The organism is Polystyrenella longa (assembly GCF_007750395.1).
In the GTDB taxonomy this organism is placed as follows: domain Bacteria; phylum Planctomycetota; class Planctomycetia; order Planctomycetales; family Planctomycetaceae; genus Polystyrenella; species Polystyrenella longa.
The window spans coordinates 718,202-742,584 of record NZ_CP036281.1 but is presented as its reverse complement, the minus strand read 5'-3'; the positions used below and the strand labels follow the sequence as shown (position 1 = coordinate 742,584).

17 protein-coding genes are annotated in these 24,383 nt (G+C 52.6%); 8 read left to right on the top strand and 9 right to left on the bottom strand.

From position 1 onward, the window contains the following. Positions 1 to 500: 500 nt before the first annotated feature. The gene (locus Pla110_RS02685) at positions 501 to 683 is read left to right on the top strand and encodes a hypothetical protein (RefSeq protein WP_144992911.1); all 183 of its coding nucleotides are present in this window, start codon (positions 501 to 503) and stop codon (positions 681 to 683) included. Positions 684 to 975: 292 nt separating this feature from the next. Here the strand turns inward: Pla110_RS02685 and Pla110_RS02680 are convergent, their stop codons facing one another. From Pla110_RS02680 to glgA, 3 genes are all read right to left on the bottom strand, one after another. Then, entirely contained in the window at positions 976 to 3,234 is a 2,259-nt protein-coding gene (locus Pla110_RS02680; protein ID WP_144992909.1) for an alpha-amylase/4-alpha-glucanotransferase domain-containing protein, read from the bottom strand. Positions 3,235 to 3,882: 648 nt separating this feature from the next. Beyond that, positions 3,883 to 4,896, bottom strand: coding sequence for a galactose-1-phosphate uridylyltransferase (galT, locus tag Pla110_RS02675; RefSeq protein WP_144992907.1), 1,014 nt, complete (start codon positions 4,894 to 4,896; stop codon positions 3,883 to 3,885). A 61-nt stretch (positions 4,897 to 4,957) separates the two neighbouring features. Continuing rightward, positions 4,958 to 6,460 carry a glycogen synthase GlgA gene (gene glgA / locus Pla110_RS02670; RefSeq protein ID WP_144992905.1) on the bottom strand — a complete coding sequence of 501 codons (1,503 nt, stop codon included), beginning with the start codon at positions 6,458 to 6,460 and terminating at the stop codon, positions 4,958 to 4,960. Between the two features lie 457 nt (positions 6,461 to 6,917). Here glgA and Pla110_RS02665 point away from each other — a divergent pair, with 457 nt between their 5' ends. Together Pla110_RS02665 and Pla110_RS02660 are read left to right on the top strand one after the other, a co-directional pair. Continuing rightward, a complete protein-coding gene (locus tag Pla110_RS02665; RefSeq protein ID WP_144992903.1) occupies positions 6,918 to 8,279 on the top strand; it encodes a sensor histidine kinase in 1,362 nt (453 codons plus the stop codon). Beyond that, positions 8,276 to 9,628 (top strand): sigma-54-dependent transcriptional regulator, encoded by a 1,353-nt coding sequence (locus tag Pla110_RS02660; protein WP_231742895.1) that lies wholly within the window; start codon positions 8,276 to 8,278, stop codon positions 9,626 to 9,628. Before Pla110_RS02665 ends, Pla110_RS02660 begins: the two co-directional genes overlap by 4 nt. Before the next feature lie 352 nt (positions 9,629 to 9,980). Here Pla110_RS02660 and eat read toward each other — a convergent pair whose 3' ends face one another. The 4 genes from eat to Pla110_RS02640 form a co-directional block, all read right to left on the bottom strand. Further along, on the bottom strand, positions 9,981 to 11,471 hold the full coding sequence (gene eat / locus Pla110_RS02655) for an ethanolamine permease (RefSeq protein WP_144992901.1): 1,491 nt from the start codon (positions 11,469 to 11,471) through the stop codon (positions 9,981 to 9,983). Positions 11,472 to 11,675: 204 nt separating this feature from the next. Further along, complete coding sequence (locus Pla110_RS02650; protein ID WP_197440460.1) at positions 11,676 to 13,877, bottom strand: prenyltransferase/squalene oxidase repeat-containing protein; 2,202 nt, start codon at positions 13,875 to 13,877, stop codon at positions 11,676 to 11,678. Next, a complete protein-coding gene (locus Pla110_RS02645) occupies positions 13,874 to 14,296 on the bottom strand; it encodes an ExbD/TolR family protein (protein ID WP_144992897.1) in 423 nt (140 codons plus the stop codon). The genes Pla110_RS02650 and Pla110_RS02645 overlap by 4 nt, the downstream gene beginning before the upstream one ends. A 292-nt stretch (positions 14,297 to 14,588) precedes the next feature. Beyond that, positions 14,589 to 15,869 carry a glucose-1-phosphate adenylyltransferase gene (locus tag Pla110_RS02640; RefSeq protein ID WP_144999564.1) on the bottom strand — a complete coding sequence of 427 codons (1,281 nt, stop codon included), beginning with the start codon at positions 15,867 to 15,869 and terminating at the stop codon, positions 14,589 to 14,591. A gap of 492 nt (positions 15,870 to 16,361) precedes the next feature. Here Pla110_RS02640 and Pla110_RS02635 point away from each other — a divergent pair, with 492 nt between their 5' ends. Next, positions 16,362 to 17,078 carry a hypothetical protein gene (locus Pla110_RS02635; protein WP_144992895.1) on the top strand — a complete coding sequence of 239 codons (717 nt, stop codon included), beginning with the start codon at positions 16,362 to 16,364 and terminating at the stop codon, positions 17,076 to 17,078. A 199-nt stretch (positions 17,079 to 17,277) separates the two neighbouring features. Beyond that, a complete protein-coding gene (locus Pla110_RS02630) occupies positions 17,278 to 18,216 on the top strand; it encodes an SMP-30/gluconolactonase/LRE family protein (RefSeq protein WP_144992893.1) in 939 nt (312 codons plus the stop codon). Positions 18,217 to 18,332: 116 nt separating this feature from the next. Here Pla110_RS02630 and Pla110_RS02625 read toward each other — a convergent pair whose 3' ends face one another. Continuing rightward, positions 18,333 to 19,754, bottom strand: coding sequence for a tetratricopeptide repeat protein (locus Pla110_RS02625; RefSeq protein WP_144992891.1), 1,422 nt, complete (start codon positions 19,752 to 19,754; stop codon positions 18,333 to 18,335). 276 nt (positions 19,755 to 20,030) lie between these two features. Between Pla110_RS02625 and Pla110_RS02620 the strand changes: the two genes are divergently transcribed. From Pla110_RS02620 to Pla110_RS02610, 3 genes are all read left to right on the top strand, one after another. Further along, entirely contained in the window at positions 20,031 to 21,038 is a 1,008-nt protein-coding gene (locus tag Pla110_RS02620) for a 3-keto-disaccharide hydrolase (RefSeq protein ID WP_144992889.1), read from the top strand. Positions 21,039 to 21,182: 144 nt separating this feature from the next. Next, positions 21,183 to 22,460 (top strand): FAD-dependent oxidoreductase, encoded by a 1,278-nt coding sequence (locus tag Pla110_RS02615; RefSeq protein WP_231742893.1) that lies wholly within the window; start codon positions 21,183 to 21,185, stop codon positions 22,458 to 22,460. 31 nt (positions 22,461 to 22,491) lie between these two features. Continuing rightward, positions 22,492 to 23,313, top strand: coding sequence for an aldo/keto reductase (locus Pla110_RS02610; RefSeq protein WP_144992888.1), 822 nt, complete (start codon positions 22,492 to 22,494; stop codon positions 23,311 to 23,313). 26 nt (positions 23,314 to 23,339) lie between these two features. Here the strand turns inward: Pla110_RS02610 and Pla110_RS02605 are convergent, their stop codons facing one another. Further along, positions 23,340 to 24,329, bottom strand: a complete 990-nt coding sequence (locus Pla110_RS02605) for a 2-hydroxyacid dehydrogenase (protein ID WP_144992886.1) — start codon at positions 24,327 to 24,329, stop codon at positions 23,340 to 23,342. Positions 24,330 to 24,383: the final 54 nt, after the last annotated feature.

Here is a 24,383-nt window from a genome sequence, read left to right as displayed (position 1 = left end):
TTTACATTCTGGTTCCATTTAATCGCCCTCAAACAAAAAAAGCCTGCCCGTAAATTATCAAAGTATCATGCTCCTGAATATTCCAGGTTTGATACTCTTCGACTTACGTTGTTATGAACCAATTCAAACACATCTCAAATGAACACTTCGATGAGGAGTCGTATCGCGAAGCACAAGTTGTATGCTTTGTTTACGACTCCGTGTCTAAATGCATTGACTTGGTGGTCATCTACGTAGCCGAAATTTTGTCAGCATACTTTCAACATATCAGCGAAGGGAACGATCCAAAATCGTATAATATTCCTTTTTACGATTTTCGACTTTTGCGCTTTTCAAAATTAAGTGATCTGACTTTTACTTCAAACGATGAGGTTTTGAACCAAAACCTCCCGAGGACCATTACTCCAGATCAATGGAATGAGTTGGAAAAGACTATCATTGGCGGTAGCCCTCGATTAATAACAGGCATTCAGTGTCGCAAGAAAACAAAAAACTATTCGATGGCTGTTTCAATCGACTCGACTGGTAATTTCAATTGGAATTACAAATCGATGGACGTATTGCAAAAGATCACGAAGATCGAAAGGAACTTCGGTGATTGCATCAAATATATAGATGTCGACACTAATGAAGAAGTGGACCCCAAAAACCCGTTTGAGCGGGAAATTCTGAAACGAAATTAGAAACAATTCTAATCATGCCAACGGAATGTGATTGAAGACGCTCCAGAATCATAAAGAATCGTCCTGTTTCACGGGTTGAGAGTTCCTCGAAATCTTGCCACTTGTACTCAGGCAGGCGATAAATTCACTCTGAAATAGTAGAGTCGATGCCGCACCGAAATCACCTCTATGGTAGGTTGATTTTCGTGCATTCATTCAAGCCATTTAGAATTCACCAAAAAAGCCTGCCAGAAAACAACGTTCTCTGACAGGCTCTTTTATTCGAGTGTTCCGAGTCTTTCGTGGTTCCACTTTACCCCACAGCGGCTGCTTCTCGCAGTTTTCTTGCCTGGGCGGCGGAGGTGTCGATGACGAGGGTGATCTCGGTCGACCATTCTCCATTGACCGGGGCGACGAATTCCCAGCGAGGAATCACGGCGGAACTTTGATGGACCAGTTCGAAGCCCCCTTCCGACTGGCTGATCGTCTGGATCGGGAAGGTCCAGAACTCGGCCGGTTGCGAGACTTCCAATGCCGTGTCGAGGCCGAGCCATTCATCGATCAAACCGATTCGACCGGCGGCGGGCAGTTCATGAACGGACTGTAACTGGCCCAGCTTGCGACCTTCACCATCGTAGTAGTAACGGTCATCCGCATTGGCCGCCATTCCAGCGAAGTTGAATTCCACGCCGAAGTGAACCGGCATTCCGGCAGGCAAGCCCTGCATGTGGTACTTGATTTTCAACTGACCACTGTAAGCCGTTTCCAGCACGACCGTTTTAGTTAGCTGAACCGGGTAAGGACCCATGTGACCCTGTCGGGACATGATCACTTCGGCCGATTCGCCATTCCGTTTCAGCTCTGTTTGATAAACGGCCCCGACGAAGTCCCCGACCAGACCTTCCCCTTTCTGGAATCGTTCCAGATCGAGTCCGGGTTGGAGGAAATGATCCACCAGGCTTTTGCGGGCCCATTCGTCATAGGCGATTTTCTTGTCGAGATCAGGCTGTTTGAAGTGAACCAGATCATGAATGCTGGCGACCGAATCCGATTCGGATTCAGCCACGGCATGGTTCGCTTCGTAATCATGTCCTTCTTCGTGGTGCTCTTCGTGATGACCTTCCTGCTCGTTCCGCAGTTGTTCTCCCGCTTTTCGCACCGTATCGTGATACGCTTCGGGACGACGGTTTAAGGTCGCCAACAGATTATGGTTCGTCGCCCGGATATCGAGTTCATACAGAATTCCGCCCTGGCTGGGAGCGAAGTAACCAATCAACCGATCTCCTGAGAGCCGAATCTCTTTGCGAGCATCCAGGTTGTAGTCGCCCGCAGTCACTTCGACCCACGGTTTGGATCGGTCCGCGGCTTCTGCAAGCAAGTTGTCGGCGGCGATAATGTGTTCGTAAACAGCATTTCGCAGGTGAGGCAGGTAGAGTCCACCAAAGGCACCATGCCAGAACGAACAGTTGCACTGCGCTTTGTACAAGTGCGTACGGGCCTGCTGTAACAGTTCCGGTCGGGCAAGTTCGCCCTCGCTCTTAAACGCGTTATCCAACCGCTCGCTCACTTCGAGAGCGCGAGTATATAGTTCGTTACTTTCCGAATACTTGGTGCGGAAGTTTCTCCAGAAACCACCCCGGATAAACTGTTTCAGCTGCGGCCAGTCTTCGTCATGTTCCTTACGATGAACCAGGTCGCGATAGAGCATCTGCTGGTCTGTTTCCAGCACCCATTCGGTCATTTCGCGATAGGTGGAGTCGGGCAGATAACAACGACCCAGCGGCGAGACATAATCAACCGCTTCCTGCATGGTGCAGACGGAGAGCCAGTCTTTGTGCTCCATCAGTTTTTCGAAGAATTTCCGCAACCAGCCTTTACCATAGACATGCTCTTTGGTTCCGGGCCAGGTTCCGAATTTTTCGCCATCGTCACCAAACGCAATGACAGCCCCCGGATGCCGTTCGGCGATTCCACCGAGGTAGTCGATCGTTTTCTGCGGATCCTGGAACGGAATTGTATAACGCAACGTTTCGCTGCCCGGGAAAATGCTGATCAGCTTCCCTTCGTCTTCGGTCAGGAAGTAACCGTGCAGTTGATCGTCGGTCATGCCGGCGCAGCGGAAGTGGTAGTCGTCCAGAATCGTGTATTCGATCCCTGCTTCGGCAATGTCACTGACGAAGGTTGGTTCCCAGACACGTTCGGGAACCCACATTCCGCGCACTTTCTGCCCGAAGAGTTGTTCGAGATAGCGGGAATAAGCTTCCATCTGACCAATACGGTCGCGACGGGGAATGTTCGCCAGGATCGGTTCATAAAACGGACCACCCAGAACCTCCACCTGTCCCCGCTCCACGAGCGATCGGACGATGTCGATATATTCTGGATGATGCTCCACCAGCCATTCCAGCAGACTCCCCGAGGTGTGCAGCGAGATCGGTAGTTCCGGAAACTCGCGCAACATTTCGATGAAGGGGAGATAACTGTCTCGATAGGACTCTTCAAACACCCCATCGAAGTTACCAATGGGTTGGTGATTATGAATAGCCAGGACGAGCCGAATGCGACAGCCCATCTTCTGATCCTTTCCTGCCGGGGAGGCGATGACGATCTTTTGGTCCAGAACCCGGGCTCAATGCCGGATGGATGACCACTATGAACATATTGGGGCGAAAAATATTGGGAGTGTAAGTTTGATTCTACCGCAAGTTTCAGAACGGAAGAATTCAAACAGCTGATTTAGAGAGGAATTGTATTCCGATTGGCACGCAACTCGAAGTCAGTTTCCTGTTTTTTCCCGCATTTCATTCAGTCATTCCCAGACTCTTGTCTATTCCGAGGCGGAATGGAGATTGGCAACGACCGAAATAATGACACTTTCCGTAAGTCGTCCGATTCACTTCCTGCGAAGGAAGTCCGAAACCTTTTCTGGATCGACCGTTATCGCGAAATTGTCAGGGGAAATCGGGTGCGTGTTGTAACGGGAGACGAGACGAGCGGCAATCTCAATCTATAGGGGATACTCCACCTTCGGCTCCTGAAAACATCCCTGGAAAGGCCAAGTGGCCATTCCTCTGTTCAGGGTTTGACCAGTGCGCACAAAGTCTCCCCTGTTATACCCATTCTTCGGCCAACGGCATATCTGTTACCCGATCTACCTGAGATCGTTTCCCCAGATCGCCGAGGGCCGTTCCCGTCAGTCAGCCTAAGCAAAATAGAGGGTTCAGGCAGACTTTAACAGCCGCGACGCTTCTTCCGGCAACACTAGATTCACCATCTGCCCACTTCCCAGTTCCAGCCCAGCCAATTGAGACAGTCGGGGGGTGATCTGAAAATGCCAGCGAAAGCTTTCATCACAAGCACGCCCGAAGGGAGCACTCTGCAGGATGAAGTTGTAAGGGATGCCCTCACGAACTTGTTGCAGTTGATTCAATACCTGATGCACCTGGTCAGCCAACTCTTCAACTTCGATTGCGGTCGCCTCTTCAAACCGGCTCGACTGCCTTCGGGGAACGATCCACGTCTCAAACGGAAAGCGACTGAAAAAGGGACAGACCGTCACAAACTGTTCTGTCTCGGCGACAATCCGTGTTTCCTGACTCAGTTCTTCGGCGAGGTAGTCGTCAAAGAAGTTTCTCCCGTGCGTTTCCAGATAGTCATCGGCTGACTTCAGTTGACGCTCAATGGCATCGGGTACAAAAGGAAGTCCGAGACATTGTGAATGGACATGTTCTAACGAAGCCCCTGCCGCAGGTCCTTCATTCTTAAACAGAATCGCATATTGGATTTGCCGGTCAACACTCAACTGCTGCCAGCGGACGTGATAGAGCCCAAACACCTGCCGCACCTGCTCGACAGGCAACTCATGAAAGCGAGTCACCAGTTGCGGCGATTCTACGATGACATCATGATGCCCGAGAACCGGACGTGATTCGAAGAAGGGAGACGAACCCTCCGCTCGCTGTTCATTCTCAACATCCTCTGTCAGCGGCGTGACCACCGGATACTTATTCAGAATGATCCGAGCCTGCCATCCCGGACCGTCCGGTGCACTGCCTGGTTCCCGCACTGCCAGAACTTCTTCCGTCGTGGTTGACTCATTCCCTTCGACGAATGGGTTGAATCCCCCCGAGGCAGGTTGACTTCTCGACTGATAACTCGAAGGACGCCCTACCCGATCCGGGGCATACAAGGTCCATTCCCCCGTCAACGGGTTCCGTCGCATTTCAGGCATCATAATTCAGGAGCAGGTTTCTGAGAGGTTCGAATCGAGAAGAACTGGAGGTTGAGAGCTGGCTCTAAGCGGTCACGGGGATCGCTTCGCGAGGTGAACTACAGAGGCGCTGGTAAATATTAATATACTCTTTCGCGCTGCGGGTCCAACTCCAGTCCCCCTTCATGCAGTTCTGCACGAGCTTGTTCCAATCTTCTTTTTCATCGAAGAGATCGAGTGAGCGATGAATCGTTGCCTGCAGCGATTCGGCATTGTAGTGCCGGAAGGAGAAGCCGGTTGCCTTGCCCGAGGACAACGTTTCCTTCGTCGTATCCACCACCGAGTCTGCCAACCCGCCTGTCACATGCACAATCGGAGGAGTACCGTATAGCATCGAATACATTTGATTCAAACCGCAGGGCTCGTAAGCACTCGGCATCAGGAACATATCCGAGCCCGCTTCAATCTGATGGGCAAGCCCTTCATCGAACCCGATGTAAGTCGCAATCTGATCCGGGTATTGATTCGCCAGATATCGTAGATGATCTTCGTATCTCGATTCGCCCGTTCCCAGGAAGAGGAACTGCACATCGCGCTGAATCACTTCTTCCAGAATCTGCGAGATGATGTCGAGCCCCTTCTGGCTCGCCAGTCGAGAGATCATTCCGATCAAGGGCGTCGCAGCTTTCTGGGGAAGACCGAGCCGTTCCTGTAATGATTTTTTACAGACCGCTTTCCCTTCCCCCACGGTCCGCGCATCGTAATTTTCAACGAGATGCGTATCCGTTTCGGGTGACCAGATACGGGTATCGACCCCGTTCAGAATTCCGGACATCTTATCATGATGCGTCGCGAGAACTTCCTCCAACCCGCATCCAAAATTCGGTGTCTGAATTTCTTTAGCATAGGACGGACTGACGGTGGTGATCGCATCGGAGAAAACAATGCCGGTCTTCATCAGGTTGAGTTGACCGTAGGCTTCCATCTGGCGCCAGTTGAAGTACTTCCAGTCGAGGCCCGTCAGTTCCATGTCCCAATGCCAGAACTGGCCCTGATACGCCAGGTTGTGGATCGTAAACATCGACCGCGTGCGCAGGAACTGGGGATGGTAGGCGTACTCCGTCTGCAACAGCGCCGGAATCAAACCGGTCTGCCAGTCATTCGCATGCACGATGTGCGGTCGCAGGACCAGCTTTTTGCAGACTTCGATCACGGCCCGACTGAAGAACGCAAACCGTTCACAGTTGTCGGCGTAATCGTGACCGTTTTCCTGATAGAGCTGGGGACGATTGAAGTAGTCGGGTTGATCGATCAACAGCACAGTGACATTGGAGTTCGGCAATTCCGACCAGAGCAGTTCCCCAGTCATCGTTTTTTCGCCCATCTGGATATCGAACTCGATGCCCGTTTCATGGATCGGATATTTCGCCCGGTCGATCTGCTCCTCCATCTTCCGGTAATACGGCATCGCCAGCCAGACCTCATGCCCCATCTTGCTGATCGCCTGAGGCAAGGCTGCAGCGACATCCGCCAGCCCACCAGTTTTGGCATAGGGAACCGCTTCCGAACTGGCAATCACAATACGCATAACGTTTCCATCCCGTTCAACATCCCTCAACACGACAGTCGCCCAACCGTAGGGGCTCGCACAAAAACGACCATCGCCTACTACAAGCCTACTCGATTTCCCCTAACGAACCAGCCTCAAAGGCAAATCAAATCGAGTATTTTAGCGAAGCAGGACAACCCCTGACGATGATGCACAACGTACCGAAAAAATGGTTAATGGGTTGAGGAAGCGATTGATCAAACGGTTACCACGAAAGGAACGAAAAAGCACACGAAACTATCGCAAACCTACATCACCGATTTTGCCTGTGCCTTCGCAAGCCACCCCTGACTTGCCATCGACCCCTCATTTTCGTGTATTATTCGTCCCTTTCGTAGTCCCCAAAAACAAGTTCCTCCCAGTGGTCAAGCCTCCCCCTCTCCCTCTATAATCTAGAAGCATCCACCCTCCTCTTCACGACTCGAAAGGCCCCGCTTTGTCCCGCGAACTGCGAGAAGAAACGCTGCACTGGGAACTCGCGGCCGAAACGATCACCGTCCGCATTCGCTGGTTCGGCCTGGCCGCGGGGTGTGTGCTGGTTAACTTCATCGGGCGCGATACGAACCAACTGATCCTGAACGGAATTCTCGCTTTCGGAGCTCTCTTCGCCGTTTTCGATACCTGGTGGAGTTATCAGGGCAAAGTCTTCCTCGGCCGGTTTCCCCTGTTCGTCTCGTTAATGGAGGCGATCTACATCGGGCTTCTGTGCAGTTACGACCATGGTCTCGAAAGCCCGTTTCGCTTCTATTACTTCATGTCGCTGCTCGTCTGCGCCTTTCGCTATTCTTCGAATGTGATTTACGCCACCCTCGGTTTACACGTGCTCAGTTGCATTTTCGTCGCTATCGCCGCGTCGCAGCGACCTGGTAACGATGAAGTCGGTCTCGCGCTCATGGTCGTTCTACTCAGTTGGGTGACGGTCGCCAGTAAAGCACTCGCCAGCCTGGTCAAAGGAGCCAGCCGCCGACTCGCGCAGCTCAACAGCGAACTTCAGGAGAACCAGGCGCTTCTCGAACAACGTATTTTCGAACGAACCCAGGCGCTGCAGGAATCGCAGGCCTTTCTGGTTCAACAGGAAAAACATGCCGCGTTTGGTTTACTCGCCGCGGGCATTGCCCACGAAGTCGGGAACCCACTCGCCGCGATCAGTTCGCTGGTGCAGATGCTCTCGCGCCGCGATCAGGACAAGTACACGCAGGAACGACTGCACATGGTGGACGACCAGCTCCGCCGGATTCATCGCACGCTCCAGGAACTCGTCGACTTCAGCCGCCCCGCCTCGCAGGACAAAAAGAGGTCCGACATTCACGAGATCATCGACGCCGCGCTGAACATCGCCAAGTATTACAAACGCAAAAAAGGAAAACGAATCGTCACCCGTTACGCCAAAGGGTTACCCCCCTTATTCGTCGCGCGGGACCAGGTGGTGCAAGTCCTGTTGAATCTCATCCTCAATGCGATGGACGCCACTGAAGAAGGCCAGATGATCGAGATCACCACCTCGCTCGAATCGGGCTGGCTGAAGGTGGCGGTCACCGACGACGGTGTCGGCATTCCCCACGAAAAACAAGAGTCCCTGTTCCAGGCCTATTACACGACTAAACCCACCGGTACAGGTCTGGGACTGTTTGTCTGTCGGCACATCATGGAGAACATGGGGGGCAAAATCGAATTGACCCGCTCCGATGAATCGCAGACTACCTTTACTATTTATCTGACCGATGACACAATCCGGGAACAGAACGATATTCTGCCCGAAGAGACCCGGATCGAAACGAAGGAAGTCAACCCGACGTGAATAATCAACCCGTCATTCTGATCGTGGAAGATGAAGAAATCATCCGTACTACCATGGCCGAATTCCTGACCGGCGAAGGCTATCAGGTGGTGGAAGCGGGAACCTGCAACGAGGCAGTCCGCCAGGCGGCGAGCCACCATATCAACGTCGCCATCTGCGATGTGCAATTGCCCGATGGAGATGGCATCGACCTGATGCGTCGCCTGCAGCAGTACAATCCCGATACGCTGGTTCTCATTATCACCGCCTATGCCACCGTCGAAAACGCGGTCGAAGCCTTCAAACGGGGCGCCTTTGACTACCTGGTCAAACCTGTTCTCTTTGAAGATCTGGTTCACAAACTGGAACGACTTTTCCAGTATCGGAACCTCTATCTTGAAAACCAGAACCTCCGCCGCGAACTTTCCCGCCGCGACAAGATCGAAGAGATCGTCGGCTCCAGCAAAGCGCTGCTCGATGTTCAGGAGACCCTCCGTAAAGCGGCCGTCACCAATTCCAACGTCCTGCTTGTCGGTGAAAGTGGTTCGGGCAAAGAACTCTTCGCCCGGTCCATGCACGCGATGGGTCCCAAGAAAGAGGAAAAATTCGTCCCCTTCAACTGCTCCATCCGTCCGGTGGAAACACTCGAAGCGCAACTCTTCGGAGCGAAAGCAGGAACCGCCACCGGCGCCCAGACCGATGTCGCTGGCATTCTCGAAACGATCGGTGAAGGCACGATCTTCCTTTCCGAAATCACTCAACTCCCGCTCGCCACTCAGTCGCAACTGCTGCGCGCGATTGAATACAAAGAGATCACCCCGCTGGGTGGAACTAAGACCATTCCGTTCCATGCACGCATTATTGCGGCAACGACGAAGGATCTTGAGAAGGAAGTCAAAGAAGGGACCTTGCAGGAAGACCTCTTCTATCGGTTCGATGGTTGCAAGATCATCATTCCGCCACTACGGGAACGGTTGGACGATGTCCCCGAGCTGGTCGAGCATTTCATTACCAAACATTCGCTCGCCATGGGCAAACGAGTCAATGGTGCCAGCAGTGAAACGATCCGCATGCTGATGTCGGCTCAATGGCGAGGCAACGTGCGGCAACTCGATAACGCCGTCGAACGGGCCGTGATGATGTGCGAAGGAATGCAGATCGAAGTGAACGATCTCCCACCCGACCTCCTCGGCATCAACCAACCCCTCCCCGACACCGACGACCTCCGCAGTGCCCTGCGCCACTATGAAAAACTCCACATCGCCCGAGTCCTCCGCCAATGCCCCGACAAACGCGAAGCGGCCAAACGATTGAAACTGGGATTGTCGAGCTTGTACCGAAAGATTGAGGAACTGGGTGTTGAGATTTGAAACCACAGATGGACAAAGATAAACACGGATGCAAAATGAGGCCACAAAGGAACTTTCAGGTTCGTCTGGTTGGGATCGATGGATCATGAAGCTTGATGAACAGGTATTGACGATCGCTGGGGTCGAGAGATCAGCAGCAGACCCTATGAAGATCTTGAAAATACTTGTCCGTGAGTTCATTCCAGATTGGAAGAAGTAATCCTGATTGGATTTGCGGTGACCCGTTTCCAGTACGGATTGAAATGGTTCATCCCGATCTCAATATCTGAACAACGATTTCCGGGTGCCACTGCTGGCTTGCCCAGCAGTGGCACCCTTTTTCGTGAGCGTCCGTGGGTTTCGTGGTTGCCCGTCACACCAACTCTTCCTCCGCTTCGGCAATCAGGGCGTCCTCTTCTTCGGGGGCTTGGGCGACCAGGTGGTAGCGGCTGTAGCAGAGGAAGTAGATCATGCCGACGACGACAAATGCGGCTGTTCCCCAGATTGCAAAGCGGTATCCCTCGTCGGCGAACGTCGCGGCGAGAGCAATCAAAGAAAGAATCAAACCAACGACGGCTCCCGGAATACCAAGCGGACTTTTGTACGGTCGGGGCATGTTAGGGCGACTGTAGCGAAGTTTGATGTAACTGAGCATGACGAGTGCATAAGAAATGACGGCTCCGAAGACGGCCATGCTCAAGAGTGCGGCTCCGACAATCGACTCTTTTCCGCCAGGGGGCTTCGTGTATTCAATCAATCCGGTGCAAAACAAACCGATCATCGCCCCGAGAATGAGTGCGACGAAGGGAGTCTTCCGTTCGCCCGTGATTGAAATCCAGCGGGGGAAGTAACCCGCACGGGAGAGTGCGAACAACACTCGTCCGTAGGCATAGATGATCGCGTGAAAACTGGCAATCAACCCGGTGAGTGAAATCACAATCAGCACCGTCTGACCAACGCCGGTACCGAAGATCGCCTCAAAGCCGTCGGCCAGCGGGGCCTCGGAGACTCCAATCGCGGCGGCACCGCCCCCGACTCCGGTGTTCAATACCAAGGTGAGCAGCGACAGAACAAGCAAGGTGACGATCCCCCAGATCAACGCCTTGGGCATGTCGTTAACGACGTCGTGCGATTCTTCCGCGGAGAGAGGTAACTGTTCAATCGCCAGGTAAAACCAGATTGCAAACGGCAGGCTGGCGAAGATTCCCTGCCAACCAAACGGCATCCATTCGTTCGCCCCTGCGACTCCCTCGACTGGTGGAATGTTGTGTAGTTTTTCGATTGCAAAGCTGTCGCTAAACGGAACGCAGGCATAGAAGAAGAGCAATACCGCGATGGCGATCATCGTGACGACCAGACCGACACGGAACGTCAGCTCCACCCCCACGATGTTGATCACTACAAAGAAGGCATAAAAGAGTAACCACCAGACGTACTGCGGTATCTCGGTGAACAAGGGAATTTGCTGCATGTACCCGCTGATGTAATAGACAATCACGGCGGGGGTCAGCACGTACTCAATCGTGTCGGTCAATCCACACAGGTAACCTCCCGTCGGGCCGAAAGCATTACGAGTAAAAGAAAAGAACCCGCCGGCATGCGGCAGCGCGGCGGAGAGTTCGGCAATGGTGAAGACCATGCAGAGATACATGATTGCCATCAGAATGGTCGCAATCGCCAGTCCACCGAAACCACCCACGGACAAACCCAGGTTCCAACCACCGTAGTTCCCCGAGATCACTGCCCCGACGCCTAACGCCCACAGCAAAATCCAACCGGCATGCTTTTTTAATTGTCGTTCTGAAAGATAATTTTCATCGACATGATCGTAACGGACCGCACTTTTCTTCTCCGGTTGAGACATGGGGGCACTTTCGTTCAACGTCTGGAGGGAAGGCACACACTGGAGCAGGTATGCCGAAAGGAAATCAGACTCTATTGAACGGAAGCGCGGTGCAGATTGCAATTCAACAGGTAGCATTCGGAGAACGTGCAATCGATTTCCCCGATGAAGCAGTTCCTAACCCGTACGGTATTAGCGTGCCGCCTATAAGGTGATCGGGCGACTTCACTCCCCCGGACGCGCGGCGGGCTCATCCAGTTCTTCCTGCATGCGATATAGCGGAAGAAAGCGGTAATAAACTTCGAGGCAGAGCGTGCTGAGGGTGGTAGAGTAGATGCGGCCCCCGTACGGAGACCAGACGGAACGAGGTTCCCAGCTACCGGCAAAGTCTCCCGTGCGGCGTTGTTCGGAAACGATCCGGTCCCGCAGGCTGCCATTCCAGGTTTCCCACGACTGACCACCATGTTGGTACATCGCCAACGTTCCATAGTACCAATAGTACAAGTTGTAGTTGTTCCGACTGGGCAAGTTCATCAACATATGATCGACTGCTTCAATACAGGCCGGGTTGGTTCGATTGATGCCCAGCATCTGTTTGCAAAAGAGTGCTTCAGCCGTCATCGAATCGGCTGGCGGCTGGCCTTTGACATAACCGGCCAACCCTTGATTCTCTCCCAGGCTCCGATCTTTCAAAAAACGAACCATCCGAACTTTCACGTCTTGCGGAATGGCGATTCCTGAGATTTCAGCACTCTTCAACGCCATCAATTGCCAACCGAACAGGCTCATATCACCAGGCTGACCTAGCAAATATCGCCAGCCACCATCTTTCGGGTTCTGTTGAGAAATGACATATTGAGCCCCTTTTTCGATCGGTTCACGCAACCAGGATTTCGCATCCAACTCCTGTCGCATTCCGTAAGCTTCGGCCAGAGCATAAGTCGCCATACCGTGGCAGTACATCATCTCAAAGGCGCGGGCGTTTCCACCCAGATAACCATCTTCGCGCTGCTGTGAGACAAGCCAGCGGAGTGCCTTCTCTACGTTTTTCTCGTACTGGCCTTCTTCATGTGTGTAACCTGCACCTAGGAAAGCGAGGACTGCCAGCGAGGTTAAACCGGTATCCGACTGCTTGCCCGCGTATTGACGATCTACGCCCGCTTCATCGACACCCACCTGCCCGGCTCCGTAACGATCGGCATCCCAGTAACCCTGCGGATTCTGGACTTTCGCAAGCCACGCCAAGCTGCGTTCAACAGCCTGTTCGGACTCTTCCGTGCCTCCATTCTTCTGGGCGATCTCACGACGTTTGGCCAGGTTTCGCAACTGATAGTTCTTCGGTTGCGGAGCAATCGCCTTCAGCTCAACCGGGGCCGGGCTTTGCAATTGGGGCTGAGGTATTGCCGAATCGGATAACGTGTTCGGTGTCCGGGCGAGTAAGCTTCCTTCTTTTCCGAGCGTTCGATTGACGGCATTCGGATTCTGCCGGTCGAGACTCATGGCGGCAGCAGCACCTTCGTCACCGCGCCGGGTACGGCTGAATTCAACAGGCCCTTCCGTGTCGGTCACGGCGACCGAGTTATCACTCGCCGGACCTTCCGGCTCGACCAGATCAGGGCGATCCGATCGGGAACGAACTTCATTCACGGAAGTATCTCGCAATAGTGCTTGCGGATTTTCGATCACGTCGAGCGTATTCAGTTCCCGACTGAGGACCACCGGTTGTTGCTCGGTAGCTGGCTGCGAACTCGAAAGACGTTCAATCGCTGCTGCCGGAGTATCAGTCCGGTTTAATGTCTCTTCTCGTGTGCGGGTTTCATTGGAAGGTTGATTGATCTCTTCCTGAGGTAACAGTTCCGGAATGAGTTCATCCGGCAGAAAGGCCTCGGCCAATTCTTCGACTCGTCCCGAGTCGACTCCTTCGGGGACAGTCGGATCGGCCGCCTCGGGCTCGGTCTGCAGTCGCTCGACCAGTTCTTCCAGCTTAAGGACGTTTTCTTCATGCGTCCGATCCGGCTCTGGCCGTTCGAGCGGGTTCCGCTCGGGTTGTTCCGAGCGGACGACTTCGTTTAACTCGGTCGGTTTGACCCGTTCCCACAATTCGCTCGGCTTGGAATCGAGTGGAGGTTCTTCAAATATCAGCCCCTGGATCTGAATCGGTTCCGAACGGGCATCCACTCGGGTAGAGTGATCGACAGGCGGACTAAAGACGATCAATCCCACGACGCAGCCTACGTGTAACAGCGCGGAAAAGACCCACGATTTGGAAGTAGCGCGAGAATCACCCCAGCGGGTAATCAGCATGGTGAGCAGATGCGTCGAGGCGCACAACAGTGCGACGATCATGGTCCCCCAGAGAAACTCTTCCCGGGTGAGATCCGAATCGGACAGTAGTTTGTCGATCCAGTTGTTCAGTTGCTCTTTCAACGATCCTTCTCGCCCTGCAATTGGCCCGCAATGGAGATGTTGCGAATCTGTGCAGAATGGCATGCCGACAGAACGTGCATCAGGTTTTGATGGATTCCGTCAGCATCGTGTCGAATGACCACTCCCTGGTCATCGTAGTTCAACCTCGCCTCTTTCAGTTTCTGCTCCAAATCCGGCAGACTGTATTCCACACCCGAGATAATCATTCGCCCATCCTGGTGAATGTTAATCACCATATCATCGGGCAGACTTGTTAAGGGGGGAGCCGCAGAAACCTGCGGCATGTTCAGCTCGAACAGTCGTTCCTGTTCGGTGAACTGGGTTCCCACCATAAAAAAGATAATCAACAGAAACACGATGTCGATCATCGGGGTCAGATTGAGGCTGGGTTCTTCTACTTGTTCGGTCTTCAGAGGCATGTCGGAACCGTTTATGTTGCGGAGCTGCCAGATCCTGCCCGACCGGTAAAGTTTTCCGTCACCTTACAACCGGGGATATCTCCTCAGTTGGGTAATACTGCCTCGGATGAAGCAATATTGCTTGGTCAGGGCAATGCTGGCGCAATAATAGAGGTGCCGATTCTAGTTGACTACGGGGTTAAAAAGAAGATGAACCGTAACCCGTTGGCACAACAATAGATCGAAGAAATCGCCCGTCACTTTCCCGGCCGACTGGACCACCGGGAAAGAAAGTCGCTTCTGAACAGCTCCCTCAGGAGTTTGTCCAGCCGGGAGGAATGACGGTCCCTTTGCGAACGAGGACGATGCCATCGCGGACGGTCACTTTTCCGTTGTCGTAGTTTTCCTCTTTGATGTTATCGCGGAGAATCTTGGCTCCAGCACCGATTTGGCAGTTCTTATCGACAATGGCCCCTTCAATGACGGCCCCTTCGCCAATATGCATTGGGTGCTCGTCCTCACAACGGTTTTCCTTGTCAGTGGGATAGAAGTCATTTCCCATAATGATCGAGTCTTTGATTACGACCGATTTCTCAATATGGCAACGGACCCCAATCACGCTGTTTTGAATCACAACCCCTTCTTCAATCGTACATCCATCGGCAATCAGGCTGTTTGAGATTTCCGACTTTTCAAACCGGGACGACGGCAATTGTCGCGCTTCGGTATAGATCGGTGCATCCTGCCGCATCAACTGGAATGGGGGATTTCGGGAGGCAAGCGCCAGGTTGGCTTCGTAGAACGACTTAATCGTTCCAATGTCTTCCCAGTAACCGTCGAACGGGTGAACCTGCACATGGTGCGTCCGCATCGCCATCGGGAAGATTTCTTTACCGAAGTCCTGATAGTCGCTGTTTTTGAGTAATTCCACGAGCACATCTCGATTGAAGAGATAGATCCCCATGCTCGCCAAGTGACCGCGGCCTCGACTCGGAATACCATGATCATCGAGCCATTTCGGTTCCGTCCAAACCATTTCCAGATCTTCGTCGGTCTGAGGTTTTTCCAGGAAGCCTTTTACACGACCAGTATCATCCAGTCGCATAATGCCGAATCCCTGCGCGTCCTCTCGGTCAACCGGCAGCGCGGCAATCGTGACATCGGCCGACGCATCAACGTGCGTCTTCAACATTTCCCGGTAGTCCATTCGATACAGTTGGTCACCGGAGAGAATCAAGACGTGTTCGATCCCCGGTTGCTCCAGGTAACGCAGATTCTTGCGAACGGCGTCGGCCGTTCCCTGATACCAGTCGGCTCCCTCCATCGTTTGCTGTGCGGCCAGAATCTCTACAAAACCACCGTTGAATCGGTCGAATTTATAAGTATCGCGAATATGGCGATGCAAGCTCACTGAATTGAATTGAGTGAGCAGATAGATGCGGCTGACACCACTGTTCAAGCAGTTGGAGACCGGGATATCGATCAATCGAAACTTTCCGGCCAGCGGTACTGCGGGCTTGGAGCGGTACTCCGTTAACGGAAAGAGACGGGTTCCCTTACCCCCGCCCAGAATCAGGCCTACCATTGATCGCATTGTGAGTGAGCTTTCAAACAATTCGAAACGGAACTTGGGTTGATCCATCGCGGTCGCCGGACAGTAAACACCGGTGACATTGATTCATACGACCGTCGACTTTGAAATCGACAACGGAATCAACTTCAATTGGTCAAATAAGGAGGGGTCCCAAGTGTGTCCGCATCATTGAATAGAAATGAGGTTATCGAGTTTTAGTCTCTCACGTTTAAGGAGATAAAAAAAGGTCATTGGCTGTAGAAATTGTCGGCTTTGATGGATACGTGGAAAATTGATTACCTTTTAACGTTTCCCCTTCCCTTCGCTGGCAAAGACAAGATGACCTACAGACAGTTTGCCGATTCTGATATCTTTTCCGGTCACTTACTCTGGCAAAGAGGAAATCCACTTTCCTGCTTTTGGCATCCAACCTCCTCCCTGGTTGGTTTTTCATTAAGTCAATTCCATAAAACCATGGCACCCTCGTCATATTGTTAAGGAGACTGTTCCGGGATGTCTGACCTGACTTGCACCAAATGTGGAGCGGCCCTCCAGGAGAATGATTTCAATCTCGATCTGGGCGTCGCCCGTTGCAGTTACTGCAACGCCTGGACCCGCCTTGGCGAGGCCCTCTCCCTAAATCTCGAATCGGAAGCGACCCGTATCAAGAAAGAGGTCGGAGCACCGGATAATTACGAAATCAATGAGTACCATGGAGTTCTTCACATCACCTGGAAATGGTTCAATTGGGGTATCTTGTTCCTGGTTTTCTTTTGCGTGATCTGGGACGGATTTCTTGTGGTCTGGTATTTTATAGCCGCCACTCAAGGTATGGACGGAAAGTTCAGTTTAATCGCCTTCCTCTTCCCGCTTTTGCATGTCGCCGTCGGTGCATTGCTGACTTACTACACCATCGCCTCTCTTTTCAACCGAACGACGATCCTGGTGGGCGATCACCGGCTAAGCATTAAACATGGTCCCATTCCGTGGAAAGGGGTCGAATTGCGCGATACAGGTGACCTGGACCAGCTTTTCGTCGAGGAAAAAGTCAACCGGAGCAAGAACGGTACCAGTTACACCTATCTGTTGAAGGCCAAATTGCATTCCGGAAGCGAGCTGAAGCTGATCACAAACCTGGCCAGTCTTCAGGAAGGGCTTTTTCTGGAACAGAAGATCGAAGAGTTCCTGAAAATCGAAGACCGCCGGATGGCGGGAGAAGTTTCGCCCTAACACCTTGATTTGTAGTGTCGGTAGTTGCTTACCGAGGGGAAATCTGCGCACAATAGGAAAGCGTTTGGAGAAATCTCCTCGCTTTATCAGGACGACAATCCTGTCCTGATTTTTCCGGTCCCCTCCCCGGACGAGCAAACGGTTTCTCGACGAATGCCTACTGATGATTTGCAATACGAAAGGTACTGAAATGAAGTGGATGGCGAGAGTTTTCAGCTGCACATGCCTCCTGAATCTAATTTTTCTGGAAGCGGGCTGTGTTAACGCAGCCGAACCGATCGAGGGAATCGGTCCCGTAGGTGAAATAAAGGAGCTTTATACGGATTTCGCATTTACCGAAGGCCCTGCCTCCGATGGTAAAGGAAATCTCTACTTTACGGACATCCCCAACAATCGGATCAACAAGATCGACGACAAAGGGATGCTCACGATTTTCCTGGAACCCTCGGGCCACTGTAACGGTCTCATGTTCAACCAACAGGGAACCCTGTTTGCCTGCTCGATGGACGGAAGTCTGATTTCAATTAATCCGGAATCCAAAGAAGTCACGATCCTCGCGAGTGAGTACGAAAGCAAACGGTTCAACGCCCCGAATGATCTGGTTCTCGACAAGACCGGCGGCATCTACTTCACCGACCCTCGTTTTCGTGCTCCCGACCCTTGGCCACAGGGTGTGGAAGCAGTTTACTATCGCGCAGCAGACGGAACCGTCACTCGGCTGATCGAAGATCGCGCCGCTCCTAACGGCGTTATCCTTTCTCCCGATGAATCCAAGCTGTACGTCATCCCTTCCAAAGAGACAACCATGTTTGTCTACCCGGTCGAATCGCCCGGCAAGTTGGGAGCAGCAGCCCCCTTCTGCGAATTGGCACAACCGGAAGACATTACCAAACGGGGTGGTGGCGATGGCCTGACGATCGATGCCAATGGAAATCTCTACATTACATCAGCCCTGGGGCTGCAAGTCTTTTCTCCCGAGGGAACCCATCTGGGAACGATCGAACTCCCCCAGCAGCCAGCCAACGCGACCTTCGCCGGTCCAGAAAACAAGACCTTACACGTTACCGCAAGGACTTCGTTCTACACTGTGGAGATGCAAGTTCCGGGACATGTCTTCACCGGCAAAGTCAGTGAGTAAGACACACCGGAATACCAACCACCTGGTTGCCTGACAGATTGATCTTCCATAAAAAAACCGACCTCAGCCATTCTTGGTAAGGGTCGGTTTTTTCTATTCCAGGTGAGAGGGAACGATCACTCCGATTCGGACTTGTCTTCCATTCCACTCAGTTTATCGAGCCGCTCCCGGGCATCCTTGTAGTCGTAGTCGACCCCGAGCACTTCCAGATAATGATTTTCGGCCAGTTCATATTTGCTCGCGTCTTCGCACATACGGCCACAGAAGTAATGGGCCTCTACGAACATTTGGGGCCTCTCATGTTGGTCAATCAGAGGTAATGCTTTTTCAAACTGTCGCAAAGCAAGCTCCTTCCTGCCATCGGCGTGATAGCATTTGCCAAGATGCACGAGGATTTCCGCCTGGTGCCGCTGGTCTGTGCTTGCCTGCTGCAACAGAGGAATGGCTTCCGACCATTTTTTGAACTTCATATACCGTTTTGCCAGTCGGAATTTCAAACCGAGGTCTTTCGGGTTTTGTGAAATTCGTCCTTTTAGGATTTCGATCTCTCGCAGCACGTACTCTTTTTGCAATGTCTGCAATCGTTTCACCAGTTTGCGATCATCCTTGTTGGCTTCGACCGCATTTCGCGACAATTCAATTTCTTCCATGCGGCTTTCGAGTTCGACATCTTCGGATATTTCCTTGAAGACGGTATCCTCTTCGAATTTGTCAGCCACACCTTTTAATTCATTGTAAGCATCGATATACCGCTTCTGTTCCCGCAGGAAACCGGTGAGTTTGAGATAAGCCTGCCGATCTTCTGGATTTTTGCGGATTGCTCTGCGAAAGTCAGCCTCTTCGTCCTCGCCGGGGCCGGATACCTGTTCGGGAATCTGCTGCTTAACCGGACGATCGACGTCGTAAGCGTTTGGTTGTTTCACGTCCTGGGTATTCTCGGCTTTGTTGTATCCACCTCGATCCATCGTGGAATCAGCCGAAAGCTGATTGGCCTTCATTCGGGCTTCACTGTCGAGCGGATTGAGCCGCTGGATTTTGTTCCAGATTTCAGCCGCTTCGTTGAACTTCCCGCGTTCCTCATAAACGTCTGCCAGACCGACGAGTAAGTCACGGCTGTTCGAGTCCATCTCTAACGCCTGCCGGTAAGCAAATTCGGCGACGTCTTCGTAGCCTCGTTTCGCGGCAGCTTCGCCGAGTGATGCATTTAAACTGGAGTCCCACGGATTCAACGCCAGTCCATCTTCGGCCAATTGATCCATTGCGGCCCAGTCCGACCGCATTCGCTTACCCTTGATTTGGGTTTTCAATTTGGTAATCGACAGGCCTGCCAGACGTTTTCCTTTTTTATTATCGTCGTATTTCCGTTTCTCTGCTCCGCGCAAGGTCTGCCGATAGAAAAGATTCTCCGGGACCATTTTCACGGACGTCTTTAACATTTCTATGGCATAATCCCAGCTCTGCGATTCCAGGGCCTGGGATCCCTTTTTGAAGCAGTCAGCCGCAATTTTGCGTTTCGCGTCAATGTTGGTATCTGTCATTTACAATCGTCCGAGAGGCCTTTGAGGGTCTGAAACAAGCTGGAGAAGTCGGCCTCACCGCTCTCCGCTCGCACCTGTTCCTGGCAGTCCACTATCTCCTGTCGACCAGTTCACTATTTCCTCACACTATATCACAAGCCCCGACTCTGAGCTAGAACCTCTGATTCTACTGGGGGTTAGAAACCCTTGGAATACTTGCAAGTCGTTCCAAACTGGCTCAGAATAGAACACGACTCCTTTTATCCCTGACGACACCTCTTGTTTGGAACCCACCCTATGCACAACTGGATCACCCCCTCCCTACTTCTGCTGACTTTCTGCTTTCCGGCTCTGTTATCCGCCGACGAACCGGAGAACAAAATGAAAATCGCTTACGCCGATGTCGAATCGGCTCCAGCCGATTTCTCCCATCAGGGAGAATATGTCGGTGAAGTTACAACTGACGACGGCCAAGCCAAGTACGGTTTGCAACTGGTCTCTCGCGGGGACGAAAATTTCGAATTCCGTGTCTACGTCGGTGGATTACCGGGCGATGGCTGGAAAGGTAAAGAGACTCCCCAGGGAACTGGCAAGATCGACGGTGATCACGTTCTGTTAACGAGCAGTGAAAGTGATGTCGTCGGAATCGTAAACGAGGGAAAGATTCGAATCGTGAATGACAAAGGCTTTGGCGATGAACTGGGGGTTCTTGAAAAGCAGTCTCGGAAAAGTCCGACACTCGGTGCCAAACCAGCCGAAGGCGCGGTCGTTCTATTCGACGGAACGAGCGGCGACCATTTCGAAAACGGCCAAGTCACCGAGGAAGGTTTTCTCAAGCAGGGAGTAACCAGCAAAAAGACATTTAAAGACTGCCACCTGCACATCGAATTCAAACTCCCCTTCATGCCCTTCGCCTTAGGCCAACAACGGGGCAACAGTGGCTGTTATCTCCAGGGCCGCTATGAAGTGCAGATGCTAGACTCGTTTGGACTCGCCGGTTTGGACAATGAATGTGGCGCAATCTACGCAACTCAATCACCCTCAATTAATATGTGCTCCCCCCCTCTCACCTGGCAGACATACGACATCGACTTTACCGCCCCTGTTTATAACGACAAGGGAACCAAAGTCGAACCGGCAACCATCACCGTTCGCCACAACGGAGTCCTCGTTCAGGACAAAACTCCCGTTGAAGGTCCCACACGTGCCGCTCCATTCGCCGAAAGCGATGAGCCCGGCCCGCTCTTCCTCCAGGACCACGGTAACCCCGTCCTCTACCGAAATATCTGGCTGGTCGAGAAATAGAGTTCAATCGTAAAAACGAACAGAATACTCAAGGGCCGGAGTTCATCTGGCCCTTTTTTTGTGATTAAAAACCAGTCTGTTCGTCCTTTTCTCCTTTAATTATAATACGGGAGAATCACGCTATTTTTCTTGAAGGAGCGACGCATGGAGGCGCGTACTCGGGACAATTCAACAGAAGTTCTGCCGGTACAGGTCGTGCTGTTTGGTGGTGGAATTGCCGGACTCTGGTTGCTAGACCAGTTGGTTGAACGGGGATATTCCGCCGTTTTGCTGGAGTCGCAGGCACTGGGGTCAGGACAGACCATTGCATCGCAGGGAATCATCCATGGCGGGTTGAAATACACACTTCAGGGAATGCTGACTCGCTCCGCAGCTCAGATTCGAGAAATGCCCGGAATTTGGAAAGCCTGTCTCGCTGGCGAACGAACGCCCGACCTCAGCGAAACTCCCCTCCGCTCCGACTCCTGCTATCTCTGGAGAACAGAATCTCTTAGGTCCCGACTCGGTATGATCGGTGCCCAGGTCGGTTTACGCGTCGCCCCCACTTCGCTCTGCGAAACCGAGCGTCCAGAAGTTTTAAAAGAGTGCCCCGGCACCCTCGCCCGACTGGAAGAACAAGTCCTTTCCCCGGCCGGACTCTTGCAGAATTTTCTAAAAAACCACCGGGACTGCCTACTGAAAATCGACGCGCAGGACGGAGTCAAATTCAATCTGACTCCCAAGGGAACCCTCGAACAAATTCAAATCCACTCTTCCGAATGCTCCCGAACATTATCTCTGCAACCGGAACAGGTCGTCTTCACAGCGGGCAAAGGTAACATCCCCCTTCGAGAACAATGTGGACTTTCGACCACGGTAGGACAAGCACGACCACTGCACATGGTTGTCGTGCGGGGCGATCTTCCGTGGCTCAACGGACACTGTGTTGATGGAGCCAAAACACGAGTCACTATCAGCAGCGAACAGACTTCCTCTGGCCAGACTGCCTGGCAACTGGGGGGGCAAATTGCTGAACTCGGCGTGAACATGCCGCGAGAAGAACTCCTTGCCTTTGCTGCCGATGAACTCTCTTCGGCGATTCCGGGGATTAGCCTGTCTGCCACGGAATGGTCCTCCTATCGCGTCGACCGGGCTGAACCAGTCACTCCAGAAGGGAAACGGCCCGAGCAAGCTTACTTCCTGCACGAACAAAACATCTGGACCGCCTGGCCAACGAAACTTGCATTGGCACCGCAACTCAGCGAACATTTGCTGGAGGATCTCATCCCCCTACTTTCCAGTCCAATTGCCAATACAGCATCGCTTCAAAAAACGATCGCCACCTGGCCCCGTCCTGATGTTGCCTTACCTCCCTGGGAACAGGAAACGGAGTGGTCGGACTTTTCCCAACTAAGTCAAACCTCGGCGAAACACGTCGCCTGACCTTGTGCCCACTCCGGCGGCAAAGCTTATTATGATCGATCTCGCTTCCCAACCTCTCGGCTTCGGCGCTTTCAAAATTGGCCGGAATCAGAAGATCAAATATCCTACAGCCTACGACCTGCCCAGCGAAGCAGAGTCAGCACGGTTACTCAATGCCGTACTGGATTTGGGAATCGGATACATCGATACCGCCCCGGCCTACGGGCTAAGCGAAGAACGAATCGGTCAGGGAATTTCACATCGACGCCAGGAATACATTCTGTCGACCAAAGTAGGCGAACAATTCATTGATGGCGAATCGCATTATGACTTTTCTGCGCCCTCCATTAACGCCAGCCTGGATCGTAGCCTCGCATTATTACAAACAGACTATCTCGACATTGTCCTGATTCATTCCTCCGCAAATGATGTCGAAGTTCTGCAGCAAACCGACGTGGTGGAAGTCCTCCAACAACGGAAGGCCAAGGGAGACATCGGCGCCATTGGCCTGAGTGGCAAGACAATTGAGGCAGCGACCCTTTCCCTGGAATGGGCCGATTTGTTGATGGTGGAGTACCACCTCGAAGATCGTTCCCACGAGCCGGTGATTCTGGAAGCCTCCAAAAGAGGGATGCCGGTCGTCGTCAAAAAAGGACTCTCGGCCGGTCACCTCAGCCCGCGTGAAGCGATCCGGTTTCTGTTTTCCAATCCGTATGTCACAAGCCTGGTCGTCGGCAGCCTGAACCTGGAGCACCTCCAGCAAAACCTGACGCTCGCCCGCCAACTGGGCGAAGAAACCTGTCTGCCTAAAAAACCAGCGTATCCATCGCCCGAAAGGTCGCCCTGGGATCAGGACGACCCGACCTGCACTTAGATCCGCAAACGGTCACTTCCCGCTCATCACAGAACTTCGTTTTTACAACGACCCGTTTCGGCGAGATCACTCAGGTTCTGTAACGTGGTCTGGGCAATCGCAGTGAGTGCTTCCTGCGTAAAGAAACCCTGATGCCCCGTGACGATCACATTGGGAAATGTCAGTAACCGGGCGAGTACATCATCGGCAATCCATTGCTGCGATATGTCTTCAAAGAAGTAGTCCGATTCTTCTTCATAAACATCGATTCCGAGTGAACCGATCTTTCCAGATTTCAATCCGGTAATCGCTGCCCGGGTGTCAATCACACCACCTCGGCTGGTATTGATCAGCATCACGCCCGGCTTCATTTGCGCGATGGTCTCTTCGTTGACTAAGTAATGCGTTTCCGGCGTCAGTGGGCAATGCAGGCTGACCACGTCACTTTCCTGGAGAAGTTGTTCGAGCGGAACGTATTCCATGCCCAGATTGGTGCAGCCCGGATTGGGACGCATATCGAAACCGAGCAAGCGGCAACCGAAGCCGGCCAGAATGCGTGCAACCAGTTCACCGATTTTTCCCGTGCCAACAATTCCGACTGTCTTGCCGTGCAGATCAAACCCGAGTAGCCCATTCAAGCTGAAGTTGCCCTCCCTTACCCGAGAGTACGCCCGATGAATTTTTCGATTCAACGTCAGCATCAGACCGACTGAATGTTCCGCGACAGAGTACGGCGAATACGCGGGAACACGTACAATTTGCAACCTCAGTTGTTTGGCTCGTTCGAGATCGACATTGTTGAAACCAGCACAACGCAAGGCAATGTATTTCGTTCCCCCATTCGCCAATACCTCAAGGACCTCCGCATCGAGTTGATCATTTACAAAGGCACATACCGCTTCGTACCCATTGGCCAACTGGCTGGTTTGAACCGACAATCGAGGCTCGAAACAGACAAGCTCATGCGCATGATCCGCATTGGCTTGTTCAAAGAATTCGCGGTCGTAAGGTTTGGTACTGAAGAAGGCAACTCGCATTATTAAACCTTTTAAAGCGATCACAACAGGAGGGATACTACAGAATATCGCCTG

Excerpts from the sequence above, each read along its gene's own strand:
- Pla110_RS02685 (WP_144992911.1), top strand. The coding sequence starts at position 501 with ATGGCTGTTTCAATCGACTCGACTGGTAATTTCAATTGGAATTACAAA.
- Pla110_RS02680 (WP_144992909.1), bottom strand. The coding sequence starts at position 3,234 with ATGGGCTGTCGCATTCGGCTCGTCCTGGCTATTCATAATCACCAACCC.
- galT (WP_144992907.1), bottom strand. The coding sequence starts at position 4,896 with ATGATGCCTGAAATGCGACGGAACCCGTTGACGGGGGAATGGACCTTG.
- glgA (WP_144992905.1), bottom strand. The coding sequence starts at position 6,460 with ATGCGTATTGTGATTGCCAGTTCGGAAGCGGTTCCCTATGCCAAAACT.
- eat (WP_144992901.1), bottom strand. The coding sequence starts at position 11,471 with ATGTCTCAACCGGAGAAGAAAAGTGCGGTCCGTTACGATCATGTCGAT.
- Pla110_RS02645 (WP_144992897.1), bottom strand. The coding sequence starts at position 14,296 with ATGCCTCTGAAGACCGAACAAGTAGAAGAACCCAGCCTCAATCTGACC.
- Pla110_RS02640 (WP_144999564.1), bottom strand. The coding sequence starts at position 15,869 with ATGCGATCAATGGTAGGCCTGATTCTGGGCGGGGGTAAGGGAACCCGT.
- Pla110_RS02635 (WP_144992895.1), top strand. The coding sequence starts at position 16,362 with ATGTCTGACCTGACTTGCACCAAATGTGGAGCGGCCCTCCAGGAGAAT.
- Pla110_RS02630 (WP_144992893.1), top strand. The coding sequence starts at position 17,278 with ATGGCGAGAGTTTTCAGCTGCACATGCCTCCTGAATCTAATTTTTCTG.
- Pla110_RS02625 (WP_144992891.1), bottom strand. The coding sequence starts at position 19,754 with ATGACAGATACCAACATTGACGCGAAACGCAAAATTGCGGCTGACTGC.
- Pla110_RS02620 (WP_144992889.1), top strand. The coding sequence starts at position 20,031 with ATGCACAACTGGATCACCCCCTCCCTACTTCTGCTGACTTTCTGCTTT.
- Pla110_RS02615 (WP_231742893.1), top strand. The coding sequence starts at position 21,183 with ATGGAGGCGCGTACTCGGGACAATTCAACAGAAGTTCTGCCGGTACAG.
- Pla110_RS02610 (WP_144992888.1), top strand. The coding sequence starts at position 22,492 with ATGATCGATCTCGCTTCCCAACCTCTCGGCTTCGGCGCTTTCAAAATT.
- Pla110_RS02605 (WP_144992886.1), bottom strand. The coding sequence starts at position 24,329 with ATGCGAGTTGCCTTCTTCAGTACCAAACCTTACGACCGCGAATTCTTT.